The sequence below is a fragment of the Dactylosporangium sp. NPDC051087 genome (assembly GCF_055586325.1).
The window spans coordinates 175,639-202,393 of the sequence record NZ_JBVJIJ010000003.1; the positions used below are offsets into that span (position 1 = coordinate 175,639).

The following is a 26,755-nucleotide window of genomic DNA, read 5'->3' on the forward strand; positions in this document are numbered from 1 at the left end:
GACGTTATGGAGCCCGCGTTGACCCGCCACGACGAACAGCTGCCACTCACCGGCGCCCAGGCCGGAGTCTGGTTCGCCCAGCAGATCGACGCCACCAACCCCGTCTTCAACACCGGCGCCGGGATCGTCGTGCACGGGCCGGTCGACCCGGACCGCTTCGCCGGGGCGGTGCGCAGACTGGTCGACGAGGCCGACGTGCTGCGCATCCGCCTCGTCCAGGACGGCGACGACGTCCGGCAGGTCGTCGCCGCGACCTGGACCGGCGACCTCACCGTCGTGGACCTGCGCGGCGAGGCGGACCCGGACGCGGCCGCCGGCGCGTGGATGCGCCAGGACCTGCGGACCCTCACCGACCTGTCCACCGGCCCCGTGCACCACCAGGCGCTGCTGCGGCTCGCCGGCGACCGGTCGATCTGGTTCCAGCGGTGCCACCACATCGCGATGGACGCCTACACCTTCGGGCTGCTCGCCCGGCGTCTCGCCGCGCTGTACACCGCCGGCCCGGACGCGGCCGGGCCCAGCCCGTTCCGGCCGCTGCGGGACTTGGTCGCCGAGGACGCCGGCTACCGCGCCTCCGGCGCCTTCGAGGACGACCGGCGGTTCTGGGCCGAGCACCTCGCGGACCGGCCCGACACCGTCAGCCTCGCCGACGGCGCCGCACTGACCTCGCACACGTTCCTGCGCACCGACCGCGGCCTCGACGCCGCCGTCACCCAGCGGCTGCACGCCCTTGCCCGCGCCGCCCGGGCCACCCACGTCGAGGCGCTCCTCGCCGCCGTCGCCGTCTACGTGCACCGGCTCACCGGCGCCCCCGAGGTCGTCCTCGGGCTGCCCGTCATGGGCCGCCTCGGCCGGGTCGCCGCCGCCGTGCCGGGCACCGCTGTCAACGTCCTGCCGCTGCGGGTGCCGGTCGCGTCCACCAGTACGGTCGCCGAGCTCGTCGGCCGGGTCGCCGGGCAGCTGCGCACCACCCGCCGGCACCAGCGCTACCGCGGCGAGGACATCCGCCGCGACCTGCGGCTGCTCGGCGGCGACCGGCGGCTCGTCGGCCCGTGGGTCAACATCAAACCGTTCGGCGCCGAACTCGACTTCGGAGGGCACCCCGGCCGTCCCCTGTACCTCGCCGCCGGCCCCGTCGACGACATCGCCGTCACCATCGACGACCGCGGCGACGGCCGGCTCGGCGTCACCGTCGAGGCCAACCCGGCCCTGTACTCCGCCGACGCCGTCACCGCGCACGCCGAGCGGCTCGTGGCCCTGCTCACCGCGTTCGCCGCGGCGCCGGAGACGCTGCCCGTCGGCCGGCTCGGCGTGCTGCACGGCGCCGAGCTGGCCGGCAGCCGCGCGGCGGCGCAGGGCCCGGCCCGGCAGATCCCGGACGGTGACCTGGACGCGCTGTGGCGTCCACAGGTGGCCCGCACCCCATCGGCGACCGCCGTCATCGGGGACGGCGCCGCCCTCACCTACGCGGAGCTCGACGCGGCCGTCGACCGGCGCGCGGCGCACCTGCGGCGGCTGGGTGCGGGACCGGGCCGGCTCGTCGCGGTCAGCATGGCCCGGTCGCCGCAACTGCTCGTCGCGCTGCTCGCCGTCGCCCGTACCGGCGCCGCCTACCTGCCGCTCGACCCGGACTTCCCGGCCGACCGCATCGCGCTCATGCTGTCCGACGCGTCCCCGGCGCTGCTGGTCACCGACGACGGCGTGGAGACCCTGCCGGGCGGCGGGTTCGACGCGGGCGCGGCCTACGTGCTCTACACGTCGGGGTCGACCGGCCGGCCCAAGGGCGTCGTCGTCACCCACCGCAACCTCGTCAACTTCCTGCTCGCCATGCGTGACCTGGTGCCGCTGTCCGGCGCCGACCGGCTCCTCGCGGTGACGACGGTCAGCTTCGACATCTCCGCGCTGGAGCTGTACCTGCCGCTGCTGTCCGGCGCGTGCGTCGTCATCGCCGCGAAGGAGGCCGTGCAGGACCCCGACGTCCTCGGCGCGCTGGTCGCCGCGACGGGCACGACCGTGCTGCAGGCGACCCCCACGCTGTGGCGGACCATGGTCGGCGGCACCGCGCTGCGCGGCGTGCGCGCCCTCGTCGGCGGTGAGGCGTTGCCGGCCGACCTCGCCGCGGCGATGCTGGAGCGCACCGCCTCGGTCCTCAACGTGTACGGGCCGACGGAGACGACCGTCTGGTCCACGGCGCAGGCGATCGACGCCGGCACGGCCGCCGCCCCGCCGATCGGCCGGCCGATCCTCAACACCCAGGTGTACGTCCTGGACGGCGCCCTGCAGCACGTGCCCGCCGGCACCGTCGGCGAGCTGTACATCGCCGGCGACGGCGTCGCCCGAGGCTACCTGGGCCGCCCCGAGCTGACCGCGGCCCGGTTCGTCGCCGACCCCGACGGCCCGCCCGGCAGCCGCATGTACCGCACCGGCGACCTCGCCCGCCGCCTCCCGGACGGCACCTTCGAGGTCCTCGGCCGCGTGGACCACCAGGTGAAGCTGCGCGGGTTCCGCATCGAGCTCGGCGAGATCGAGGCCGCCCTCACCGCCGACCCGGCCGTCGAGCGGGCCGTCGTCGTCCTCCGTGAGGACACCCCGGGGCAGCGCCGCCTGGTCGGCTACGTCACGCCGGGCAATGGGTCCACAGTGGACACGGCCGTCCTCCGTGGACGGTTGCGGGCCGCGCTCCCGGAGTACATGGTCCCGGCCGCGGTGGTCGTGCTCGACGCGTTCCCGCTGACGCCGAACGCGAAGCTGGACCGCAACGCCCTGCCCGCGCCGGAACTCGCCGGCACCGCCGACGCGGACGTGGCGCTCACCTCCGTGCAGGAGATCCTCGCCGGGATCGTCGCCGACGTCCTCGGGCTGCCGGCCGCCGGCCTGCACGACAACTTCTTCGACCTCGGCGGCCACTCGCTGCTCGCCGCGCGGGTCGTCGCCCGGGTCCGGGCCGTCTTCGGCGCCGACCTCACCATCCGCGACGTCTTCGACGCCCCGACCGCCGCCGGGCTCGCCGCCCGCCTCGACCGGGCGCCCGCCGGTCGTCCCGCGCTGACCCGGGGCGCGGCGCAGGACCGGACGCCGCTGTCGTACGCGCAGCGCCGGCTGTGGTTCCTCGGCCAGCTCGACGGCCCTGACCCGACCTACAACCTGCCGCTCGCGCTGACCCTGACCGGTGACCTGGACTTCGCCGCGCTGCGGGCCGCGCTGGACGCGGTCGTCGCCCGGCACGAGCCGCTGCGGACCGTGTTCGCCGCCGTCGACGGCGTCCCGCACCAGGTCGTCCACCCACCCGCGCCGGTGCCGCTGCACGTCAGCGACGCCGCCGACGCCGCCGACGCCGACGGGGTCGTCGCGGCCGCCGTCCGGGTCCCGTTCGACCTCGAACGGGACCTGCCGCTGCGCGCGTACCTCTTCCGCCACCACGACCGCGAGCACACGCTGCTGCTCGTGGTGCACCACATCGCCGGCGACGAATGGTCGCTCACGCCGCTGCTCGGCGACCTCATCGCCGCCTACAACGGCGAACCCGGCCGGGCCGCGCTGCCGGTGCGGTACACCGATTACACCCGCTGGCAGCAGGAGCTCCTCGACGGCCCGGACGGCGTCCGCGCCCCGCAGCTCGCGCACTGGCGCGACGCGCTCGCCGGGCTGCCGCCGCAGCTGCCGCTCCCCACCGACCGGCCCCGGCCGACCCGCGCCACCCCGGACGGCGCCACGGTCCGCTTCGCGCTGCCGGACGGGCTGCCGGCCGCGCTGCACCGCACCGCCCGCGCCTGCGGCGTCACCATGTTCATGCTCGTGCAGGCCGCGACCGCGGTCCTGCTGCACCGGCACGGCGCCGGCACCGACATCCCCCTCGGCACGCCCGTCGCCGGCCGGCCCGACGACGCCCTCGACCCGCTCGTCGGCTTCTTCGTCAACACCCTCGTCCTGCGCAACGACCTGACCGGCAACCCCACGTTCCGCGACCTGCTCGCCCGGGTCCGCGACACCGACCTCGCCGCGCTCGCCAACGCAGACCTGCCCTTCGACGTCATCGTCGACGCGCTGCAGCCGGAGCGGACGCTGCACACGACCCCGCTGTTCCAGGTGATGGTGTCGTACCAGAACGCCCTGCCCGACACCGGCGCGCTGCGCGGTCTCGGCGTCGCGGCGCGGCTGGTGGACACCGGCACCGCCAAGTACGACCTCACGTTCGACATCGCCGAGGAACGCGGCAGCGACCGGCTCACCGGCAGCGTCGAGTACCGCACCGCCCTGTTCGACCGGTCCACCGTGGACGGTCTCGCGGAGCGGCTCGTGCGGCTGCTGACCGCCGTCGCCGCCGACCCGGGCACCCGCATCGCCGACATCGACCTGCTCGGCGACGCCGGCCGCGCCGACGCGCTGACCCGCGGCACCGGGCTGCCCGGGGCGGTCGCGCCCGCGACGCTGCCGGAGCTGTTCGAGCGGCAGGCCGCCGCCACCCCCGGCGCGGTCGCCGTCGAGTGGACCGGCGGCGCCCTCACCTACGCCGAGCTCGACGCCGCCGCGGACACCCTCGCCGCCCGGCTCGCCGCGGCCGGGGCGGCACCGGAACGGTTCGTGGCCGGGCTGCTGCCCCGCTCCGCCGACTCGGTCCGCACCCTCCTGGCCGTCGCCAAGGCCGGCGCCGCGTACGTGCCCCTGGACCCGCAGTACCCGGGCGCGCGGCTGGCCATGATGACCGCCGACACCGCACCCGTGCTGCTGGTGACCACCACCGAGCTCGCGGAGCGCGCCCCCGCCGGCATCCCGGTGCTCCTGCTCGACAGCCCCACCGGACCTGCGGCACGGCCGACCCGGCCGCAGGCGTGGCACCCGGCGTACGTCATCTTCACGTCGGGCTCGACCGGCCGGCCGAAGGGCGTCGTCGTCCCGCACGCCGGCCTCGAGGACCTCGCCGCCTCCGTCGCGCGGACGTTCGGCACGGGGCCGGGCAGCCGCGGCAGCCAGTTCGTGTCGCCCGGCTTCGACGTCGTCTACAGCGAGCTCGCCATGACGATCCTGTGCGGCGGCACCCTCGTCGTCGTCCCCGAGGACCGCCGCACCGGCGCCGACCTCACCGGCTTCGTCACCGGACGCCGCCTCACCCACGTCGACCTGCCGCCGGCGCTCCTCGCCGCGCTGCCCACCGGCGCGCTGCCCGCGGACCTCACGATCGTCGTCGGCGGCGAGCAGTGCACCCCGCAGCTCGTCGAGCGGTGGGCACCCGGTCGCGCCCTGTTCAACGCCTACGGCCCGACCGAGACCACCGTCACCGCCACCACGTGGCGCGCCACCCCCGGCGGCCCGGTCCTCATCGGCCGGCCCGACCGCGGCCGCACCGCCCACGTCCTCGACGACCGGCTGCGCCCCGTCCCGCCCGGCGTCGTCGGCGAGCTGTACCTCGGCGGCTCCGGCCTCGCCCGCGGCTACCTCGGCGCGCCCGCGGCGACCGCCGCCCGCTTCGTCGCCGACCCCTACGGCCCGCCCGGCGCCCGGCTCTACCGCACCGGCGACCTGGCCCGCTGGGTCGGCGCCGACCTGGAGTTCGCCGGCCGCGCCGACGACCAGGTGAAGCTGCGCGGGTTCCGCATCGAGCTCGGCGAGGTCGAGGCCGCGCTCGCCGCCCTGCCCGGGGTCACCGGCAGCGCCGCCACCGTCCGCGAGGACACTCCCGGCATCCGGCGGCTCATCGCGTACGTCACGGGCACGGCCGACGGCGACGACCTGCGCGCCGCACTCGCCGCCACCCTGCCGGAGCACATGCTGCCGGCCGCGATCGTGCACCTGGACACGCTGCCGTTGAACGCCTCCGGCAAGGTCGACCGGGCCGCGCTGCCCGCACCCGACCTCACCCCGGTGGTGCGGGTCGCACCGCGTACCCCCGCCGAGACGACGATGTGCGAGCTCTTCGCGGGTCTCCTCGGGCTGCCCGAGGTCGGCGCCGACGACAGCTTCTTCGCTCTCGGCGGCGACAGCATCGTGTCGATCCAGCTGGTCGCCCGCGCCCGCAACGCCGGGCTGAGGATCACGCCCCGGCAGGTGTTCGAGCACAGGACACCCGCCGCGCTCGCCGCCGTCGCCACCGCCGGCACGGACGGGCCGGCCGGCGACGACCGGGGCACCGGCGCGGTGCCGCTGACGCCGATCCTCGCCTGGGCCCGCGACCTCGGCGCCCCCATCGACCGCTACTCGCAGGCGATGCTCGTGCACGCGCCCGCCGACCTGACCGCCGACGGCCTCACCGCGGCCGTGCAGGCCCTGCTCGACACGCACGACGTGCTGCGCGCCCGCTGGACGCCGGCGGGGCTGGACGTGCCCGCCGCCGGCTCTCCGGACGCCGTGGCCGCCGCGGCCGTCACCAGGGTCGTGCCCGGCGGTGACCCGGCAGCGGAGTTCGCCGCCGCCGCGGACCGGCTCGCCCCCGCCGACGGGGTCATGCTGCAGGTCGTGTGGCTCGGCGACCGGCTGCTGCTCGTCGCGCACCACCTCGTCGTCGACGGCGTCTCGTGGCGGATCCTGCTGCCGGACCTCGCCGCCGCCTGGGCCGCCGTCCGCGCGGGGGAGCCGGTCCGGCTCGCCCCGGCCACCACCTCGTTCCGCCGCTGGGCCGAGCAACTGTCCACCGTGGACCGCACCGCCGAGCTCGACCGCTGGCTCCCGCCGGCCGGCGTCCTCGGCACCCGGGACGCCGCGGCGGGCACGGCCGGGCAGCTCGAGCACCGCGACGTCGAGCTCGACCTGGCCCCGCTCACCGCGACCGCGGACGCGTTCCACGGCAACCTGCAGGACGTCCTCCTCGCCGGGCTGGCGACCGCCGTCGCCGACGGAGCGGCCGGCACCGTCCTCATCGGACTCGAAGGGCACGGCCGCGAGGAGCACCTGGTCGCGGGCGCCGACCTGAGCCGGACCGTCGGCTGGTTCAGCACCGAGTTCCCGGTCGCGCTCACCGTGACCGGGCAGCCGGGCGCGACGCTCAAGGCCGTCAAGGAGCACCTGCGGACCCTGCCCGACGCGGGCGCCGGCTACGGACTCCTCCGCCACCTGCACCCGGAGGCCGGGCCCGTCCTCGCCGCGGCGCCCCAGCCGGCGATCGTCTTCAACTACCTCGGCCGGCTCGGCGGCGACACGGGCGGGGAGCCGTTCACGCCCGCGCCGGGGCTGCCGCCCGCCGCCGTCGCCCTGAGCCCCGGCATGCCCGTGCGGCACGCCCTGACCGTCAACGCCACGGCCGGTGACACGCTGCGGCTGCGGCTCACGTACCTGCCGGGCGGCCTCGACATCGACGGGCTCGTCGCCCGCTGGACCGCCGCCCTCGCCGCCCTGCGCACCGCACCCGGCGGGCGCACCCCGTCGGACCTACCGCTGCTGCGGCTGCGCCAGGACGACGTCGACCGGCTCGAACGCGCGCATCCCGGCCTCGCCGACGCGTGGCCGCTCTCCCCGCTGCAGGCCGGCCTGCACTTCCACGCCGACTACGACCACGACGGCGACGACGTCTACACCGTGCAGCAGGTCTTCGACCTCACCGGCCCGCTCGACGCCGGCCGGCTCCGCGCCGCCGCCGACGCGCTGCTCGTGCGCCACCCCAACCTCCGCGCCGCGTTCGTCACCATGGACGACGGCCCGATCCAGGTCATCCCGTCCACGGTGGACGCGCCGTGGTCCGATGTGGACCTCACCGCCCTGCACGGCGACGACCGCGACACCACCCTGCGGGACCTGCTCGCCGAGGACCGGGTCCGGCGCTTCGACCTGAGCGCCCCGCCGCTGCTGCGCCTCACCCTCATCCGGCTCGGCGTCGAACGGCACCTCCTCGCCTTCACCCAGCACCACCTGCTGCTGGACGGCTGGTCCGGACCGATCGCCGCCCGGGACCTGTTCACCCTCTACGCCGGTGGGACGCTGCCCGCGGTCCGCCCGTACCGCGACTACCTGCGCTGGCTGACCTCGCAGGACCCGGCGGCGACCCTGGCCGCGTGGCGGTCCGCCCTCGACGGCCTCACCGAGCCGACCCTCATCGCCCCGGACGCGGGCAGCGCCACCGCCGTCGTCCCCCGGGTGACCGAGCTGCTGATGCCGGCGGACCAGCTCACCGCCGTCGCGCGCCGGCACGGCCTCACCCTCAACACCGTCGTGCAGGGCGCCTGGGCCGTCCTCCTCGGCCGGCTCACCGGCCGCGCCGACGTCGTCGCCGGCGCCACCGTCTCCGGGCGCCCCGCCGACCTGCCCGGCGGGCAGGACATCGTCGGCCTGCTCATCAACACCATCCCGGTGCGCACCCGGCTGCGGCCCGCCGACACCTGGCTCGACCTGCTCACCCGCCTGCAGGCAGGGCAGGCGGAACTCCTCGACCACCAGCACGCGGGCCTCGCCGACCTGCAGGCCGCCGCCGGGCTGCCGCGGCTCTTCGACACGCTGACCGTCTTCGAGAGCTACCCTCTCGACGCCGGTGCCCTCGACGCCGCCGTCGCCGGCACCGGGCTGCACGTCAAACCCGGGATCCCGCTCGACGCGACCCACTACCCGCTCGGCCTGGTCGTCATCCCCGGCGACCCGCTGCGGCTGCGCCTGGAACACCGCCCCGACCTGTTCGACGAGGCCGCCGCCCGGGTGATCCTGGACCGGTTCGCGGACCTGCTCGCCGGGTTCGCCGACGCGCCGGACCGTCCACTCGCGACGCTCGACGTGCGCACCGCCGCCGAGCGCGCCGACCTCGCCGCGTGGAACGCCACCGCCCGGCCCGTCGGCGCCGGCACCGTCGTCGACGTGTTCCTCGCCCAGGCCGCCCGGACCCCGGCCGCGCCGGCCCTGGTCGCCGACGGCGAGACGCTGTCCTTCGCCGGCCTCGCCGCCCGCGTCGACGTCCTCGCCCGGCGGCTCGCCGCCGCCGGCGCCGGACCGGAGCGGGTCGTCGCGGTGCTGCTGCCCCGCGGCGCCGACGCGATCGTCGCGTGGCTCGCCGCGCTGCGGGCCGGCGCCGTCTACCTGCCCGTCGACGCGGACCTGCCGGCGGACCGGATCCGCTTCATGCTCGCCGACGCCGGCGCCGCCGTGGTCGCCACCACCCGGCGGCTGGCCGGCCTGCCCGGCACGGTGCCGGTCCTGCTGGTCGACGAGCTCGCCGAGGTCCCGGCCGTCGACCTGCCCGCGGTGACGCCCGCGATGGCCGCGTACGTGCTGTACACGTCGGGCTCGACCGGGAAGCCGAAGGGCGTGGTGGTCGAGCACGGGGCGGTGGTGAACTTCTTCGAGCACCACCGGCGAGAGCTGTTCACCGAGCGCCGGATTCGCGTCGGCCTGTCCGCGGCGCTGTCGTTCGACACGTCGTGGGAAGGCGTCCTGTGGCTCCTCGCGGGTCACGAACTGCACCTGTTCGACGACGAGACCCGCCGCGACCCCGCGCTGCTCAACGCGTATGTCGCCGAGCACGGCATCGACTTCCTCGACGTCACCCCGTCCCTCGCGGACCGGCTCGTCGCCGAGGGGCTCCTCGACCATCCGCCCGCGATCCTGGCCCTCGGCGGTGAGGCGGCGGGATCCGCGCTGTGGACCGCGATCCGCGACGCCGACGGTGTCACCGGTGTGAACCTGTACGGCCCGACCGAGGCGACCGTCGACACGTTGATGGCGTGGATCGGTGACAGCGACACCCCGCTCGTCGGCCGTCCGATCGCGAACACCCGCGCCTACGTCCTGGACAGCGCGCTGCGGCAGGTCCCGGTCGGGGTGGCGGGGGAGCTGTACCTCGCCGGGGCACCCCTCGCCCGGGGCTACCTCGGCCGGCCGGATCTCACCGCCGAACGGTTCGTCGCCGACCCGTTCGGCGGGCCCGGGACCCGCATGTACCGCACCGGAGACGTCGTCCGGTGGACCGCCGGCGGATCCCTGGAGTACGTCGGTCGGTCCGACGACCAGGTGAAGATCCGCGGGTTCCGGATCGAGCTCGGCGAGATCGAGACCGTCCTCGCCCGCCACCCCGGCGTCGTCCAGGTCGTCGTCACCGCCCGCGAGGACACCCCCGGCGTCAAGCAGCTCGTCGCCTACGCCACCGGTGACGGCCTCGACGCCGCCGCGCTGAAGGCGACCGCGGCGGCGAGCCTGCCCGAGCACATGGTCCCGGCCGCGTTCGTCGTCCTCGACGCGCTGCCGTCCACGACCGCCGGGAAGGTCGACCGCAAAGCGCTGCCCGCACCCGACCTCGCCGCCGCCGTGGGGGGCGTCGCCGCCCGTACCCCCGCCGAAACCCTGCTGTGCGCGCTCTTCGCGCAGCTGCTCGGCCTGCCGACCGTCGGCATCCACGACGACTTCTTCGCCCTCGGCGGCCACTCGCTCCTCGCGACGAGCCTCACCGCCCGCACCCGCGCCGTGTTCAACCGGCCGCTGTCGATCCGGACCGTGTTCGAGGCGCCGACCGTCGCCGCCCTCGCCCGCCGCATCGCCGAGACCGGCCCCGGCGGCGCGCCGCGCCCCGAACTGCGCCGCCGCCCCGACGGCGACCGGCCCGCCCTGTCCTACGCCCAGCAGCGCCTGTGGTTCCACCACCGGCTCACCGGGCCCAGCGCCACCTACAACGTCGCGTTCGCCGCCCAGCTCACCGGCGCGCTCGACGCCGGCGCGCTGCGGGCCGCGCTCGGCGACGTCGCCGCCCGGCACGAGAGCCTCCGCACCGTCTTCGCCGAGGAGCACGGCCGGCCGTACCAGCTGATCCTGCCGCCGACCGCCCCGGTGCTCGAGGTCGTGGACTGCACGGACGAGGGGCTGACGGCGCGGCTCACCGAGGCGGCCCGCTACCCGTTCCGGCTCGAGGCCGAACCGCTCATGCGGACCACCCTGTTCCGGACCGGCCCGCAGACCGCGACACTGCTGATCCTGCTGCACCACATCGTCACCGACGAGTGGTCCGAAGGCCGGCTCATGCACGACCTCGGCCTCGCGTACGCCGCCCGCACCGCCGGCGTGGCACCGCGCCAGCCCGCCCTCGCCGTCCAGTACGCCGACTACGCCCACTGGCAGCGGGAACTCCTCGGCGACCCGGCCGACCCGGCGAGCCTCCTGCACCGGCAGGCCACCTACTGGCGCGACGCGCTCGCCGGCGCACCTGAGGAGCTGGCGCTGCCCACCGACCGGCCCCGCCCGCCGGTCCCGTCCTACGACGGCGGCATCGTCACCTTCACCGTCGGCGCGGACGTCCACGACCGCATCCGCCGCCTCGGCCGCGACGTCGGCGCCACCACCTTCATGGTCGTGCAGGCCGCCACCGCCGTGCTGCTGCACCGGCTCGGCGCCGGCGACGACATCCCGCTCGGCAGCCCCGTCGCCGGCCGCGACGAGGAGATCCTCGACGACCTCGTCGGGTTCTTCGTCAACACCGTCGTGCTGCGCACCGACGTCTCCGGCGACCCGACCTTCCGCGACCTCGTCGCCCGCGTCCGGACCACCGACCTGGACGCGTTCGCGCACGCCGACCTGCCGTTCGAGCGGCTCGTCGAGGCGGTCAACCCCGAGCGGACCCTGTCGCGCAACCCGCTGTTCCAGGTGATGGTGTCGCACCAGCACGTGCCGGCGAAGACCCCGGCGCTGCCGGGCCTGCGCAGCACCCCGCTACCGATCGACACCGGCGTCGCGCAGTTCGACCTCGGCATCGTCGTCACCGAGGAGCACGGCGTCGACGGGCTGAGCGGCATCATCGAATACGCCACCGACCTGTACGACCGCGACACCGCCGCGCGGCTCGCGACCTGGCTGGTGCGGCTCCTCGACGCGCTCACCGCGGCCCCGGACCGGCCGATCGGCGCCGCGCCGCTGCTGTCCGGGGCGGAGCACCGCGCGGTGCTCGCCGCGTCGCACGGCGCGCCGCTGCACGCGGCGGCGCAGACCCTGCCGGCGATGTTCGAGGCGCAGGCCGCCGCGACCCCCACCGCCACGGCGCTGGTCGACGGCGGCACGACCCTCACCTACGCCGAGCTCAACGCCGCCGCGAACCGGCTCGCGAGGGTGCTCGCCGACCGTGGCGCCGGACCGGAGCGGGTCGTGCTGGTGCTGCTGCCACGCTCCGCGGACCTGATCGTGGCGGAGCTGGCCGTGGCCAAGGCCGGCGCCGCGTTCCTGCCCGTCGAGCCCGGCCAGCCCGCCGACCGGCTCGCCGCGATGATCGACGACGCGGCACCCGTCCTGGCGCTGGTCCGCTCGGCCGACCGCGTCGAGCTGCCGGTGCCGCTGCTCGCCGTCGACGTCCCCGCGCTGACCGCCCGCCGCGACGACGGCGACCTCACCGACGCCGACCGGCGCGCCTCGCTGCGCCCGGACCACCCGGCCTACGTCATCTTCACGTCGGGCTCGACCGGCCGGCCGAAGGGCGTCGTCGTCCCGCACGCCGGGCTCGCCGGGCTCGCCGAAACGTTCGTCACCACCTTCGGCATCGGCGCCGGCAGCCGGGTCGTGCAGTTCGCGTCCCCCAGCTTCGACGTCACCGTCGCCGAGCTCGTCATGTCGCTGCTCGCCGGCGCCACGCTCGTCGTCGTGCCCGACGAGTCCCGGCTCGGCCCGCCCTACGCGCAGTTCCTCGCCGACGCCGGCATCACCCACTTCGCGCTGCCGCCGTCGGCGCTCGGCGCGCTGCCCGCCGGCAGCATCCCCGCCGGCGTCACCGTCGTCACCGGCGCCGACCGGTGCCCGCCGGACCTGGTCGAACGGTGGGCGCGCACGCACCCGATGTTCAACGCCTACGGTCCCACCGAGGCGACCGTCAACGCGACCCTGTGGGCGTGCGAACCCGGCGCGGTCCGCATCGGCCGCCCCGACCACGGGCGCACCGCCTACGTCCTGGACGACCGGCTCCGGGTCGTCCCCGACGGCGTCACCGGCGAGCTGTACCTCGGCGGCGACGGTCTCGCCCGCGGCTACCTCGGGCAGCCGGGCCTGACCGCCGGGCGGTTCGTCGCCGACCCGTTCGGGCCGCCCGGCGCCCGCCTGTACCGCACCGGCGACGTCGTGCGGCGGGTCGGCGGCGACATCGAGTTCGTCGGCCGCGCCGACAACCAGGTGAAGGTCCGCGGCTTCCGGATCGAGCTGGGCGAGGTCGAGGCCGCCGTCCGCGCCCAGCCGGGCGTCGAGGCCGTCACCGCCGGCGTCATGGACGGCCGGCTCGTGGCCCACGTCGTCGGCCGGGCCGACCTCGAGGCGCTGCGCGCGGTCCTGCCCGACTACATGGTCCCGGCCGCCGTCGTCACGCTCGCCGAGCTGCCGCTCACCAGCAGCGGCAAGGTCGACCGGCGCTGGCTGCCCGCCCCCGACTTCACCGCCGCCGGTGCCGCGTCCGAGGCGGGCACGCCCGTCGAGCAGCTGCTGTGCGACCTGTTCGCCGAGATTCTCGGGGTACCGGCCATCGGCCCCCACGACAGCTTCTTCACCCTCGGCGGCGACAGCATCATGTCGATCCAGCTGGTGTCCAAGGCCCGCGCCGCCGGGCTGCGGGTCAGCCCCCGGCAGGTGTTCGAGGCGAAGACCCCCGCCGGGCTCGCCGCCGTCGTCTCCGCCGAACCCGCGCGGGCGGCGGAGCCCGACGGCGCCGGTCTCGGCCTGGTCCCGGTCACCCCGATCGTCGCGTGGCTGCGCGACCTGGCCACCCCGATCGACCGCTTCCACCAGTCGCTGCTGATCCGGGTCCCGGCCACCGCGACCCCCGGCTCCCTCGCCGCGGCGCTGCAGGCGGTCCTCGACACGCACGACGCGCTGCGCGCCCGGTGGACCCCGGCCGGGCTGCACGTGCCGCCCGCCGGGACCGTCCGCGCCGCCGGCCTGCTGTCCACGGTCGGCGACGAGGCCGCGCTGCCCGCCGCGTACGCCGCCGCCGTGGCCCGCCTCGACCCGGCCGCCGGGGTCATGGTGCAGGCCGTCGCCGCGCCCGGCCGGCTGCTGCTCGTCGCGCACCACCTCGTCGTCGACGGCGTCTCGTGGCGCATCATCGTGCCCGACCTGCGCGACGCGTGGGACGCGGTCACCGCCGGGCGGGCGCCCGCGCTGCCGCCGGTGCCGACGTCGCTGCGGCAATGGGCGCACGGCCTCACCGCCGCCGCGGCCGCCCGCACCGGCGAACTGGCCTTCTGGCAGGCGCAGGCCGCGCCGCCCGTCCTCCCCGTGCCGGGCCGGGCGGCGCCGCTGCGGCACCTCACCCGCACCCTCGAACCGGAGCGGACCGCGCCGCTGCTGACCACCGTCCCGGCCGCCTTCCACGCCGCCGTGCCCGACGTGCTGCTCACCGCCCTCGCCGTCGCCGTGCGGCAGTGGCACGGGGGGGTCACGGGGATCAGCGGCAGCACGGGTCCGCTCGCCGTCGACCTCGAAGGCCACGGCCGGGAGGACGTCGTGCCGGGCGCCGACACGTCCCGGACCGTCGGCTGGTTCACCACCTCCTACCCGGTCCTGCTCGACCCCGGCCCGGTCGACCCCGCCGACGTCGCCGCCGGCGGGCCGGCCGCCGGGCACGCGCTCAAACGGGTCAAGGAGCAGCTGCGGGCCGTGCCCGGCAACGGCATCGGCTACGGCCTCCTGCGCCACCTGCACCCCGCGCCCGCCCTGGCCGAGGCCGCCGCGCCGCAGGTGCTGTTCAACTACCTGGGCCGCTTCGGCGCCGGCCCGTCGGACCTCTGGACGGCGGACCCGCTGGACCTCGGGGTCGTCGAGGACGGGCTGCCGGTCAGCCACGCCCTGGACATCACCGTCACCACCCTCGACGGCCCCGACGGGCCGGAGCTCGAGGTGCGCTGGGCCTACCCGGCGGACCTGTTCACCGACAACGACGTCGCCACCCTCGCCGGTGCCTGGTTCGCCGCCCTCGCCGGCCTCGCCACCCACACCAAGGACGGCGCCGCCGGCGGCCACACCCCGTCCGACCTCCTGGTCACCCTCAGCCAGGACGAGATCGACGAATTCGAAGACGACTGGAGCGATCTGTGAGCGCGAGCAAGCCGGCCGGACTGCAGGACATCCTGCCGCTTTCCCCGCTGCAGGAGGGCCTGTACTTCCTCGGTACCTTCGACGAGCCCGCCGCCGTCGACGTGTACTCGGTGCAGCAGATCCTCGACCTCACCGGCCCCCTCGAAGCCGACCGGCTCCGCGCCGCGGCCGCCGCGCTGCTCGACCGGCACCCGAACCTGCGGGCCGCGTTCCGCCCCCGCAAGACCGGCGAACCGGTCCAGCTGATCCCGGCGAAGGTCACCCCACAATGGACGTTCGCCGACCTGACCGGGCTTCCCGCCGCCGCGGCACAGGCCGAGGTCGAGCGGCTCGCCGCCGACGACCGAGGACGCCGCTTCGACCTGGGCAAGCCGCCGCTGCTGCGGTGGACGCTCATCCGGCTCGACGGCGACGCGCACCGGCTCGTCATGACCGGCCACCACATCCTGCTCGACGGCTGGTCGGCGCCGCTGCTCGTCCGGGACCTGCTCGCCCTCTACGCCGGCACCCCGCTGCCCGCGCCGCGCCCCTACCGCGACTACCTCGCCTGGCTCACCGCGCAGGACCTGGCCACCGGCCGCGCCGCGTGGCGCGAAGCCCTCGACGGCGTCACCGAGCCGACCCTCGTCGCGCCCGCCGACCCGGCCCGCCGCCCCGTCGTCCCCGCGATCCTCGACGCCCGCCTCGACGCCGCCGCCACCGCCGCGGTCACGGCCGTCACCCGGCGGCTCGGCGTCACCCTCAACACCGTCGTCCAGGCCGCCTGGGGTCTCCTCGTCGGCGGGCTCACCGGCCGCGACGACGTCGTCTTCGGCGCCACCGTCTCCGGCCGGCCGCCGCAGTTGCCCGGCGTCGAAGAGATGATCGGCCTGTTCATCAACACGCTCCCCGTCCGGGTCCGGGTCCGCCGCGACGACACGTGGACGTCGCTGCTCGACCGCGTCCAGCGCGAGCAGGCGGCGCTGCTGGACCACCAGTACCTGAGCCTCACCGAGATCCAGCGGCAGACCGGGATCGGCGCGCTCTTCGACACCCTCACCGTCTTCGAGAGCTACCCCCTCGACGAGGAGGGCATCGCCGCCGGGCAGGGCGCGTCCGGGCTGCGGCTCGCCGCCGTCACCGGGCACGACGCCACCCACTACCCGCTGACCCTGACCGTCGTGCCGGACACGGACCTGGTCCTCGGCCTGGAGTACCGGCCCGACCTGTTCACCGCGGAGACGGCCGCCGGGCTCCTGGACCGGCTCACCGCGCTGCTGCGGACCCTCGCCGCCGACCCGTCCACCCCGCTGTCCACGGTGGACCTGCTGCTGCCCGGTGAGCGCGCCGGCCTCGCCCGCTGGAACAGCACCGCGCACCCCGTGGCGGCCGCGTCGGTCGTGGACGTGTTCCTGGCGCGGGTCACCGCCTCGCCGCACGTGCCCGCGGTCGTCTTCGGCTCGCGGTCGTTGACCTACAGCGAGCTGGCCGACCGGGTCGACGTCCTGGCCCGCCGTCTGATCGGGATGGGTGCCGGGCCGGAGCGGGTGGTGGCGGTGGTGCTGCCGCGGGGCCTGGACTCGATCGTGGCGTGGCTGGCGGTGCTGCGGGCCGGTGCGGTGTATCTGCCGGTGGACGTGGATCTGCCGGTGGACCGGGTCGATTTCATGCTGGCCGACGCGGGTGCCGCGGTGGTGCTGCGGTCGGTGCCGACGTCCGGTGACGTCCCGCTGGTCGACCTGCCGGTGGTGAGCCCGGCGATGGCGGCGTACGTGCTGTACACGTCCGGCTCGACCGGCCGGCCGAAGGGCGTCGTCGTCGAGCACGGCGCGGTGGTGAACTTCTTCGAGCATCACCGGCGGGAGATCTTCGAGCGGTTGACGTCCGGCCGGATCCGGGTGGGCCTGTCCGCGTCGCTGTCGTTCGACACGTCCTGGGAGGGCGTGCTGTGGCTCGTCGCGGGGCACGAGCTGCACCTGTTCGACGATGAGACCCGCCGCGACCCGGCGCTGCTGAACGCCTACGTGGCGCGGCGCGGCATCGACTTCCTGGACGTGACGCCGTCCCTGGCGGACCGGCTGGTCGCGGAGGGTCTCCTGGAGGACCCGCCCGCGATCCTCGCGCTCGGCGGTGAGGCGGCCGGGTCCGCGCTGTGGACAGCGATCCGCGACACCGGCGGCGTGACGGGTGTGAACCTGTACGGCCCGACCGAGGCGACGGTCGACACGTTGATGGCGTGGATCGGTGACAGCGACACGCCACTGGTGGGCCGGCCGATCGCGAACACCCGGGCGCACGTCCTCGACGGGATGCTGCGGCCGGTCCCGGTCGGTGTGGCGGGGGAGTTGTACCTGGCCGGTGCGCCCCTGGCCCGGGGCTACCTCGGCCGGCAGGGCCTCACGGCGGAACGGTTCGTCGCCGACCCGTTCGGTGCGCCGGGTTCCCGCATGTACCGCACCGGCGACGTCGTGCGGTGGACGGCCGGCGGCTCCCTGGAATATGTCGGCCGGTCCGACGACCAGGTGAAGATCCGCGGGTTCCGGATCGAGCTCGGCGAGATCGAAACCGTCCTCGCCCGGCACCCCGGGGTCGTCCAGGTCGCCGTCGCGGCTCGTGAGGACACCCCGGGTGTGAAGCAGCTCGTCGCCTACCTGGTCGGCGACGGGCTCGACGTGGGGACGCTCAAGGAGACCGCGGCGGCGAGGCTGCCGGAGCACATGGTCCCGGCGGCGTTCGTCGTCCTGGACGCGCTGCCGTCCACGTCCGCCGGGAAGGTTGATCGGAAGGCGTTGCCGGCGCCGGACTTCGCGGCGATGGCGGGTGCGGTCGCGCCCCGTACCCCGGTCGAGGAGGTCCTCGCCGGGCTCTACGCGCAGGTTCTGGGTCTGCCCGCGGTCGGGGTCGAGGACAGCTTCTTCGCCCTCGGCGGGGACAGCATCGTGTCGATCCAGCTCGTGGCCCGCACGCGTGCCGCCGGGCTGAGGATCACGCCGCGGCAGGTGTTCGAGCACCGCACCGTCGCCGCCCTCGCCCGCGTCGCCACCCCGCTCACCGAACCCGCCGCCGCACCGGCCGACGTCACCGGGCCCGTCCCGCTCACCCCGATCGTCGCCTGGCTCGCCGAACAGGACGCGCCGCTCGACCGGTACAGCCAGTCGGTGCAGCTCAGGGTGCCGGCCGCGCTGACCGCCGCGACCCTCGCCCACACCCTCCAGACGGTCCTCGACGCCCACCCGATGCTCCGCGCCACGTGGACCGGACAGGCCCTCACGATCCCCGACGGTGCGGGCCCCCGCGCCGCCGACATCATCCAGCGGGTCCCGGCCGCCGGTCTCACCGCCGCCGCCCTCGACGCGCTCGCCGCCGCCGAGACGACCGCCGCCGCCACCCGGCTCCAGCCCACCACCGGCCGCATGGTCCAAGCCGCGTGGCTCGACGCGGGACCCGACACCCCCGGCCGGCTCGCCGTCGTCGCCCACCACCTCGTCGTCGACGGCGTCTCCTGGCGGATCCTCGGCGCCGACCTCGCCGACGCCTGGCACGCCGGCAAAATCGGCGCCGGCAGCACCCCCTTCCCGGTCTGGGCGGCCGGGCTCGCCAAGGCCGCCGACCGGCCCGCCGCCGAACTCGACCTGTGGCGGACCATCGCCGCCGGCACGGAGACACCCCTCGGCGCCCGCGCCCTCGACCCGGCCCGGGACACCGTCGCGACCAGCCGCGTCGTCACGGTGGAGGTGCCGCCGGAGCGGGCCCTGCCGCTGCTGGAGACCGTCCCGCGGGCGTTCCACGCCGGCGTCCAGGACGTCATGCTCGCCGGGCTCGCCGCCGTCCTGCCCGGCAGGGTCGGCCTGGAAGGGCACGGCCGCGAAGAGGACCTCGTGCCCGGCGCCGACCTGACCCGCACCGTCGGCTGGTTCACCGCCGAGTACCCGATCCGGCTCACCGCCGGCGAGGACCCGGCCACGGCGGTGGCGGCCGTCAAGGAACACCTGCGGTCGATCCCGGCCGCCGGGCTCGGCTACGGCCTGCTCCGCCACGTCAACGCGGCCACCGCCGCCGAGTTCGCCGCGCACCAGCCGCCGCAGGTCCTGTTCAACTACCTCGGCCGGTTCGGCGCCGGCGACGACGCCGACTGGGCGCCCCTCGACGGGATCGGCGGCGCGGCCGACGCCGGCGCCCCGCTCACCCACGCCCTCGACATCAACGTGTCCACACTCGACACTCCCGCCGGGCCGAAGCTCACCGCGCACTTCGCGTACCCGGCGGAGGTCTTCACCGACGCCGAGGTCGAGACGATCGCCGCCGGCTGGCTCGCCGCCCTCGACGCGATCGTGGCCGCCGTCGCGGCCGGCGCCGGCGGGCGCACCCCGTCGGACTTCGACCTCGTGCGCCTCCGACCGGCCGACATCGCCGCGGTCGACGCCACCCACCCCGGCGCCGACGTGTGGTCGCTGTCGCCGCTGCAGGAGGGCCTGTACTTCCTGTCGTCGTTCGACGACACCGACGTCGACGTCTACACCGTCCAGCAGGTCCTCGACCTCACCGGGCCCGTCGACACCGGCCGGCTCCGCGCCGCCGCCGCGACGCTCTTCGCCCGGCACCCCAACCTGCGCGCCGGCTTCACCACCACCGCCGGCGGCGCCGCCGTGCAGGTCGTCCCGGCGGCCGTCGACGTGCCGTGGGACGAGGTCGACCTGACCGGCGCCACCGACCGGCAGGCCGCGTTCGAGGATCTCGCCCGCGCCGACCGGGGGCGCCGCTTCGACCTCGCCGCGCCGCCGCTGCTGCGGTTCACCCTGGTCCGCCTCGCACCCGGCGCGCACCGGCTCATCATGAGCAGCCACCACATCCTCCTCGACGGCTGGTCCGGCCCGCTCGTCGTCCGTGACCTCCTCGACGCCTACGCCGGCACCCCGCTGCCCGCCGTGCGCCCCTACCGGGACCACCTCGCCTGGCTGCGCGACCAGGACCGCGACGCGACCCGCGCCGCCTGGCGGGCCGCCCTCGACGGCGTCGACGAGCCGACCCTCGTCGCCCCCGGCGCCCCCGCCCTGCCGCAGCTGCCCGGCCTCACCAGACGCGTCGTCCCGGCCGGAGTCACCGCCGCGGTCACCGCCCTCGCCCGCGGGCACGACGTCACGCTCAGCACCGTCGTGCAGGTCCTGTGGGGCGTGCTCCTCGGCCGGCTCACCGGCCGCGACGACGTCGTCTTCGGCGCCACCGTCTCCGGCCGCCCCGCCCAGCTCACCGGCGTCGAGGACATGGTCGGCCTGTTCATCAACACCCTCCCGGTCCGGGTCCGCGTCCGGCGCGACGACACGTGGCTGACGCTGCTGCGCCGCGTCCAGGGCGAGCAGGCGGCGCTGCTGGACCACCAGTACCTCGGCCTCACCGAACTGCAGCGGATGACCGGCGTCGGCGAGCTCTTCGACACCCTCACCGTCTTCGAGAGCTACCCCGTCGACACCGACGCCCTCGACACCACCCAGCGGGCCGCCGGGCTGCGGATCTCCGCCGTCGGCAACCTCGACGCGACCCACTACCCGCTCACCCTCACCGTCGTGCCGGACGCGGCGCTCGAGCTCGGTCTCGAATACCGCACCGACCTGTTCGACGCCGCCGCCGCCGACCGGCTCCTCGACCGCTTCGAAACCCTGCTGCGCTCCCTCGCCACCGACCCGTCGGCGCCGCTGTCCACTGTGGACGTAGTGCTGCCGGGTGAGGCGGGCGACGTCGCGTCGTGGAACGCGACCGGCCACCCCGTCGGCGGCGGCACGCTCGTCGACGCGTTCCTGGCACGGGCCGCGGCGACCCCGTCGCTCACGGCCGTGGTCTTCGGCTCGCTGTCGTTGACCTACAGCGAGCTGGCCGACCGGGTCGACGTCCTGGCCCGCCGTCTGATCGGGATGGGTGCCGGGCCGGAGCGGGTGGTGGCGGTGGTGCTGCCGCGGGGCCTGGATTCGATCGTGGCGTGGCTGGCGGTGTTGCGTGCGGGTGCGGTGTATCTGCCGGTGGACGTGGATCTGCCGGTGGACCGGGTCGATTTCATGCTGGCCGACGCGGGTGCCGCGGTGGTGCTGCGGTCGGTGCCGGCGTCCGGTGACGTCCCGCTGGTCGACCTGCCGGTGGTGAGCCCGGCGATGGCGGCGTACGTGCTGTACACGTCCGGCTCGACCGGCCGGCCGAAGGGCGTCGTCGTCGAGCACGCGGCGCTGCTCAATTTCTTCGAACACCACCGGCGGGTGCTGTTCGAGCGGTTCGCACCCGGCCGCATCCGGGCGGGCCTGTCCGCGGCACTGTCGTTCGACACGTCCTGGGAAGGCGTGCTGTGGCTCGTCGCCGGGCACGAGCTGCACCTGTTCGACGACGAGACCCGCCGCGACCCCGCCCTGTTCGTCGACTACGTCGCCCGCCACGACATCGGCTTCCTCGACGTCACCCCGTCGCTCGCCGACCGCCTCGTCGCCGAAGGGCTGCTCGACCACCCGCCGGCCCTGCTCATGGTCGGTGGCGAGGCCGTCGGCACCGCCCTGTGGACCGCGCTGCGCGACGCCGGCGGCGTCGACGGCGTCAACTTCTACGGGCCGACCGAGGCGACCGTCGACACGCTGATGGCGTGGATCGACGACACCGCGACGCCCGTCGTCGGCCGGCCGATCGCCAACACCCGCGCCCATGTCCTCGACGGGATGCTGCGGCCGGTCCCGGTCGGTGTGGCGGGGGAGCTGTACCTGGCCGGTGCGCCCCTGGCCCGCGGCTACCTGCGCCGGCCCGGGCTGACCGCCGGACGGTTCGTCGCCGACCCGTTCGGCGCGCCCGGCGACCGCATGTACCGCACCGGCGACATCGTGCGCTGGAACACCGACGGCAACCTCGAATACGTCGGCCGGTCCGACGACCAGGTGAAGATCCGCGGCTACCGGATCGAGCTCGGCGAGATCGAAACCGTCCTCGCCCGGCACCCCGGCGTCGTCCAGGTCGCCGTCATCGCCCGCGAGGACACCCCCGGCGTCAAGCAGCTCGTCGCCTACGTCGCCGGTGCCGGCCTGGACACGGCCGCGCTCAAGGAGACCGCGGCGGCGAGGCTGCCGGAGCACATGGTCCCGGCGGCGTTCGTCGTCCTGGACGCGTTGCCGTCCACGTCCGCCGGGAAGGTTGATCGGAAGGCGTTGCCGGCGCCGGACTTCGCGGCGATGGCGGGTGCGGTCGCGCCGCGGACCGCGGTCGAGGAGGTCCTCGCCGGGCTCTACGCGCAGGTTCTGGGTCTGCCCGCGGTCGGGGTCGAGGACAGCTTCTTCGCCCTCGGCGGGGACAGTATCGTGTCGATCCAGCTCGTGGCCCGCACGCGTGCCGCCGGGTTGAGGATCACGCCGCGGCAGGTGTTCGAGCACCGCACCGTCGCCGCCCTCGCCCGCGTCGCCACGACCCTCGACGGGTCCGGCGGGCTCGGCGGCGACGCCACGGGGCCGGTGCCCGTCACGCCGGTCATCGGGTGGCTGCGCGGCCCGATCGACCGGCTCAGCCAGTCGGTGCTGCTGCGCGTCCCCGTCGCCGCGACCACCGCCGAGCTCACCGCCGCCGTCCAGGCCCTGCTCGACCACCACGACCTGCTCCGCGCCCGCTGGACCGGCAGCCACCTCGACGTGCCCGCCACCGGCAGCGTCACGGCCCGCGTCCACGAGGGCACCGGCGACGCGGCCACCGAACACGCCGCCGCCGTCTCCCGGCTCGCCCCGGCCGACGGCAGGATGCTGGAGGCGGTCCGGCTCGCCACCGGGGAACTGCTCGTCGTCGCGCACCACCTCGTCGTCGACGGCGTCTCCTGGCGGATCATCGTCGAGGACCTGCGCACCGCGTGGGAGGCCGCGCACCGCGCCGAGACCCCCGCGCTCACCAGCGCCGGCACCCCGTTCCGGACCTGGGCGGCCGCGCTGCGCCGGGTGACCCTCACCGACGCGGAGACCGCCTACTGGGCACAGGCCGAGGAGGGCGACGAGGCCCCGCTCGGCGCCCGGCCTGTCGACCCGGCCACCGACACCGTCGCCACGACAAAGGTGCTCACCGTCGAGCGGCCCGCCGGCGCGCTGCTCACCGACGTGCCCGCCGCGTTCCACGCCGGAGTCCAGGACGTCCTGCTCGCCGGCCTCACCACCGCCCTGTCCACCAGGACCGGCGGCAGCGTCCGGATCGGGCTCGAAGGCCACGGCCGTGAGGAGCAGCTCGTCCCCGGCGCCGACCTGACCGGCACCGTCGGCTGGTTCACCAGCGAATACCCGGTCCGGCTCACCCCCGGCGACGACCCCGCCAGGTCGGTGCAGCACGTCAAGGAACAGCTCCGTGCGGTGCCGAACAACGGCGTCGGCTACGGGCTGCTGCGCCCCGACGGCCCCCGCCGGCCACCGCAGGTGCTGTTCAACTACCTCGGCCGGTTCGGCGCCGGCGACGACACCACCGACGAGTGGACGCCCGCCGGCGGCATCGGCGGCGACGCCGACCCCGGCGCCCCCGTCCCGTACGCGCTCGAGATCAACGTCAGCGCCCTCGACACCACGCTGTCGGTGGACCTGAGCTACCCGGCCGGGGTGCTCACCGACGACGACGTGCGCGACATCGCCGACGACTGGTTCGCCGCGCTCGACGCGATCAGCGCCGCCGTCGCCGCCGGCGCGGGCGGCCGCACCCCGTCGGACTTCGACCTCGTCACGCTCACCGCCGCCGACATCGCCGCGCTCGACCGCGACACGCACGACCTGTGGTCGCTGTCGCCGCTGCAGGAAGGGCTCTACTTCCTGTCGTCGCTGGACGAGACCGCCGTCGACGTCTACACCGTCCAGCAGGCCGTCGACCTCACCGGCCCGCTCGACCCGGACCGGCTGCGACGGGCCGCGGCGCGGCTGTTCGACCTGCACCCCAACCTGCGGGCCGGCTTCGCCACCACCGCGTCCGGCGCGCCCGTCCAGGTCATCCCCGCCGCCGTCGAACCCCGCTGGGACACCGTCGACCTCACCGGCGAGGACGACGCCGACGCCGCCACCGCCCGGGTCCTCGCCCGCGCCCGCGAGGACCGCTTCGACCTCGCCGCGCCGCCGCTGCTGCGGTGGACGCTCGCCACCCTCGGCCCCGACCGGCACCGGCTGATCAGCACCGAGCACCACATCCTGCTCGACGGCTGGTCCGGGCCGCTGCTCGTGCGGGACCTCCTCGCCCTGTACGCGGGGCGGACCCCGGCACCGGCCCGGCCCTACCGGGACCACCTCGCGTGGCTCGCCGCGCAGGACCGGGAAGCGGCCGCCGCCGCGTGGCGGGACGCGCTCGTCGGCGTCGCCGACGCCACCCGGATCGTGCCGCCGGACGCCGCCCGCGACGGCATCACCCCCGGCTACCTCGACGCCGCGATCCCCGAATCCCTCGCCACCGCCGCCGGCGCGGTCAGCCGGCGGCTCGGCGTCACCGTCAACACCCTCGTCCAAGCCGCCTGGGGCGTGCTGCTCAGCCGGCTCACCGGTCGCGACGACGTCGTCTTCGGCGCCACCGTCTCCGGCCGCCCCGCCGACCTCGACGGCGTCGAGGACATGATCGGGCTGTTCATCAACACCGTCCCCGTCCGGGTCCGGGTCCGCGCCGGCGAGTCGTGGGCCGGGCTCCTCGCCCGCGTCCAGGCCGAGCAGGCCGCCCTGCTCGACCACCACCACCTCGGGCTCGCCGACATCCAGCGGGCGCACGGCATCGGCGAGCTGTTCGACACGCTCACCGTGTACGAGAGCTACCCCGTCGACGAGGACGCCCTCGCGGCGCAGGAAACGGTCGCCGGGCTGAAGATCGGCGCCGTCGAGCAGCACGACGCGACCCACTACCCGCTGACCCTCGTGGCCGGCGACGACGGCGGACTGCACCTCACCCTGGAGTACCGCCCCGACCTGTTCGACCGGGCAACCGCCGAGCGGACCCTGGCCCGGCTGGTCGGGATCCTCGGCCAGGCCCTCGCCGACCCCGACGCCCCCGTCGGGCGCACCGACGTGCTGCTGCCCGACGAGCTGCACACGATGCTGCGCGAGTGGAACGCCGACACGCTGCCCGTCGCCGCGTCGACACTGCCCGCGATCCTGAGCCATTGGGCTTCGACGACACCGTCGGCGGCTGCGTTGACGGTACGGGAGGAGACCCTGACCTACGCGCAGCTGGACGCGCGGGCCAACCGGCTCGCCCGCCTGCTGGTCGAGCGCGGGGCGGCACCGGAGCGGATCGTCGCCCTGATGCTGCCCCGCGAGGCCGACATCATCGTCGCGATCTGGGCGGTCCTGAAGTCCGGTGCCGCATACCTGCCGATCGACCCCGACTATCCCGCCGACCGCGTCCGGTACATGCTGGACGACGCGCGACCGGTCCTCGTCGTCACCGACGACGCCCACGCCGCGACCCTGCCCCCCGGCACGCCCACCTGCCGCGTCGTGGACGCTTTAACCTGCGACGACGGGCCGTTCACGACGCCCGCGCTGGGCAACGGCAACGCCGCCTACGTCATCTACACCTCGGGCTCCACCGGGCAGCCGAAGGGCGTCCTCGTCCCGCACCAGAACGTCGTCAACCTGTACACCAGCCACGACCGCGACGTGCTCGCCCCCGCCTCGCGGCAGCTCGGCGGGCGCAAGCTGCGGGTCGGGCACAACTGGTCGTTCGCGTTCGACGCGTCCTGGCAGCCGATGCTCGGCTTCCTCGGCGGCCACCACCTGCACCTGGTCACCGAGGAGATCCGCCGCGACCCGGCGGCGCTGACCGCCTTCATCATCGACCGGGAGATCGACTTCATCGAGGTCGCGCCGTCGCACCTGGAGCAGCTCATCGGCGCCGGCCTGCTCGACTCCGGCCGGCTGCCGCTCACCATCCTCGGCGTCGGCGGCGAGGCGATCCCGCAGCCGCTGTGGGAGCGGATGCAGCGCTTCGAGGGCACCGAGACGTACAACTTCTACGGCCCCACCGAATGCACCGTCGATGCGCTGGTGGCCCGCATCCGCGACTCGGACCGGCCGCTCATCGGCCGCGGCATCGCCAACGGCGCGCTGTATGTCCTGGACCGCTGGCTGCGCCCGGTGCCGCCCGGGGTCGACGGCGAGCTGTACATCGGCGGCACCCAGGTCGCGCGCGGCTACCTGCGCCGCGCCGCCCTCACCGCCGAACGCTTCATCGCCGACCCCTTCGGTCCCGCCGGCAGCCGCATGTACCGCACCGGCGACGTCGTGCGCTGGACCGCCGACGGCCGGGTCGACTTCGTCGGCCGCAGCGACAGCCAGGTGAAGATCCGCGGCTTCCGCATCGAGCTGGGGGAGATCGAGGCGGCCCTCGCCACCCACCCGGCTGTGCGGCAGGCGACCCTCGACGTGCGCGAACACACGCCGGGTGTGAAGCGGCTCGTCGGCTACGTCGTGCCGAACTCCCCGGTGACCACCGCCGACCTGCGCGCCCACCTGGTGGCCCGGCTGCCCGAACACCTCGTCCCGGCCGCGTTCGTGCTCCTGGACACGATGCCCGTCACCGTCAACGGCAAGATCGACCGCGCCGCCCTCCCCGCGCCGTCCCTGGTCGGCGGCGGCCGGACCGCCGCACCGGCAACGCCCGAGGAACACCAGCTGTGCGCCGTTTTCTCAGCCGTGCTCGGCGTCGCCGACGTCGGCGTCGACGATGACTTCTTCGCCCTCGGCGGCGACAGCATCCTGTCGATCCAGCTGGTCACCCGAGCCCGCGAGGCCGGCCTCACCCTCCGCATCCGCGACATCTTCGCCGGCCGCACCGTCGCCGCCATCACCCGCCTGCTGTGACCGCC

At 75.7% G+C, this 26,755-nt stretch carries 2 protein-coding genes; both read left to right on the forward strand.

Annotated elements, in window-relative coordinates:
* Nucleotides 1–18 precede the first annotated feature (18 nt).
* The gene (locus tag ACZ6TV_RS07500) at nt 19–14,958 is read left to right on the forward strand and encodes an amino acid adenylation domain-containing protein (RefSeq protein ID WP_465296329.1); all 14,940 of its coding nucleotides are present in this window, start codon (nt 19–21) and stop codon (nt 14,956–14,958) included.
* Nucleotides 14,955–26,750 (forward strand): amino acid adenylation domain-containing protein, encoded by an 11,796-nt coding sequence (locus ACZ6TV_RS07505; protein ID WP_465296330.1) that lies wholly within the window; start codon nt 14,955–14,957, stop codon nt 26,748–26,750. The genes ACZ6TV_RS07500 and ACZ6TV_RS07505 overlap by 4 nt, the downstream gene beginning before the upstream one ends.
* Nucleotides 26,751–26,755: the final 5 nt, after the last annotated feature.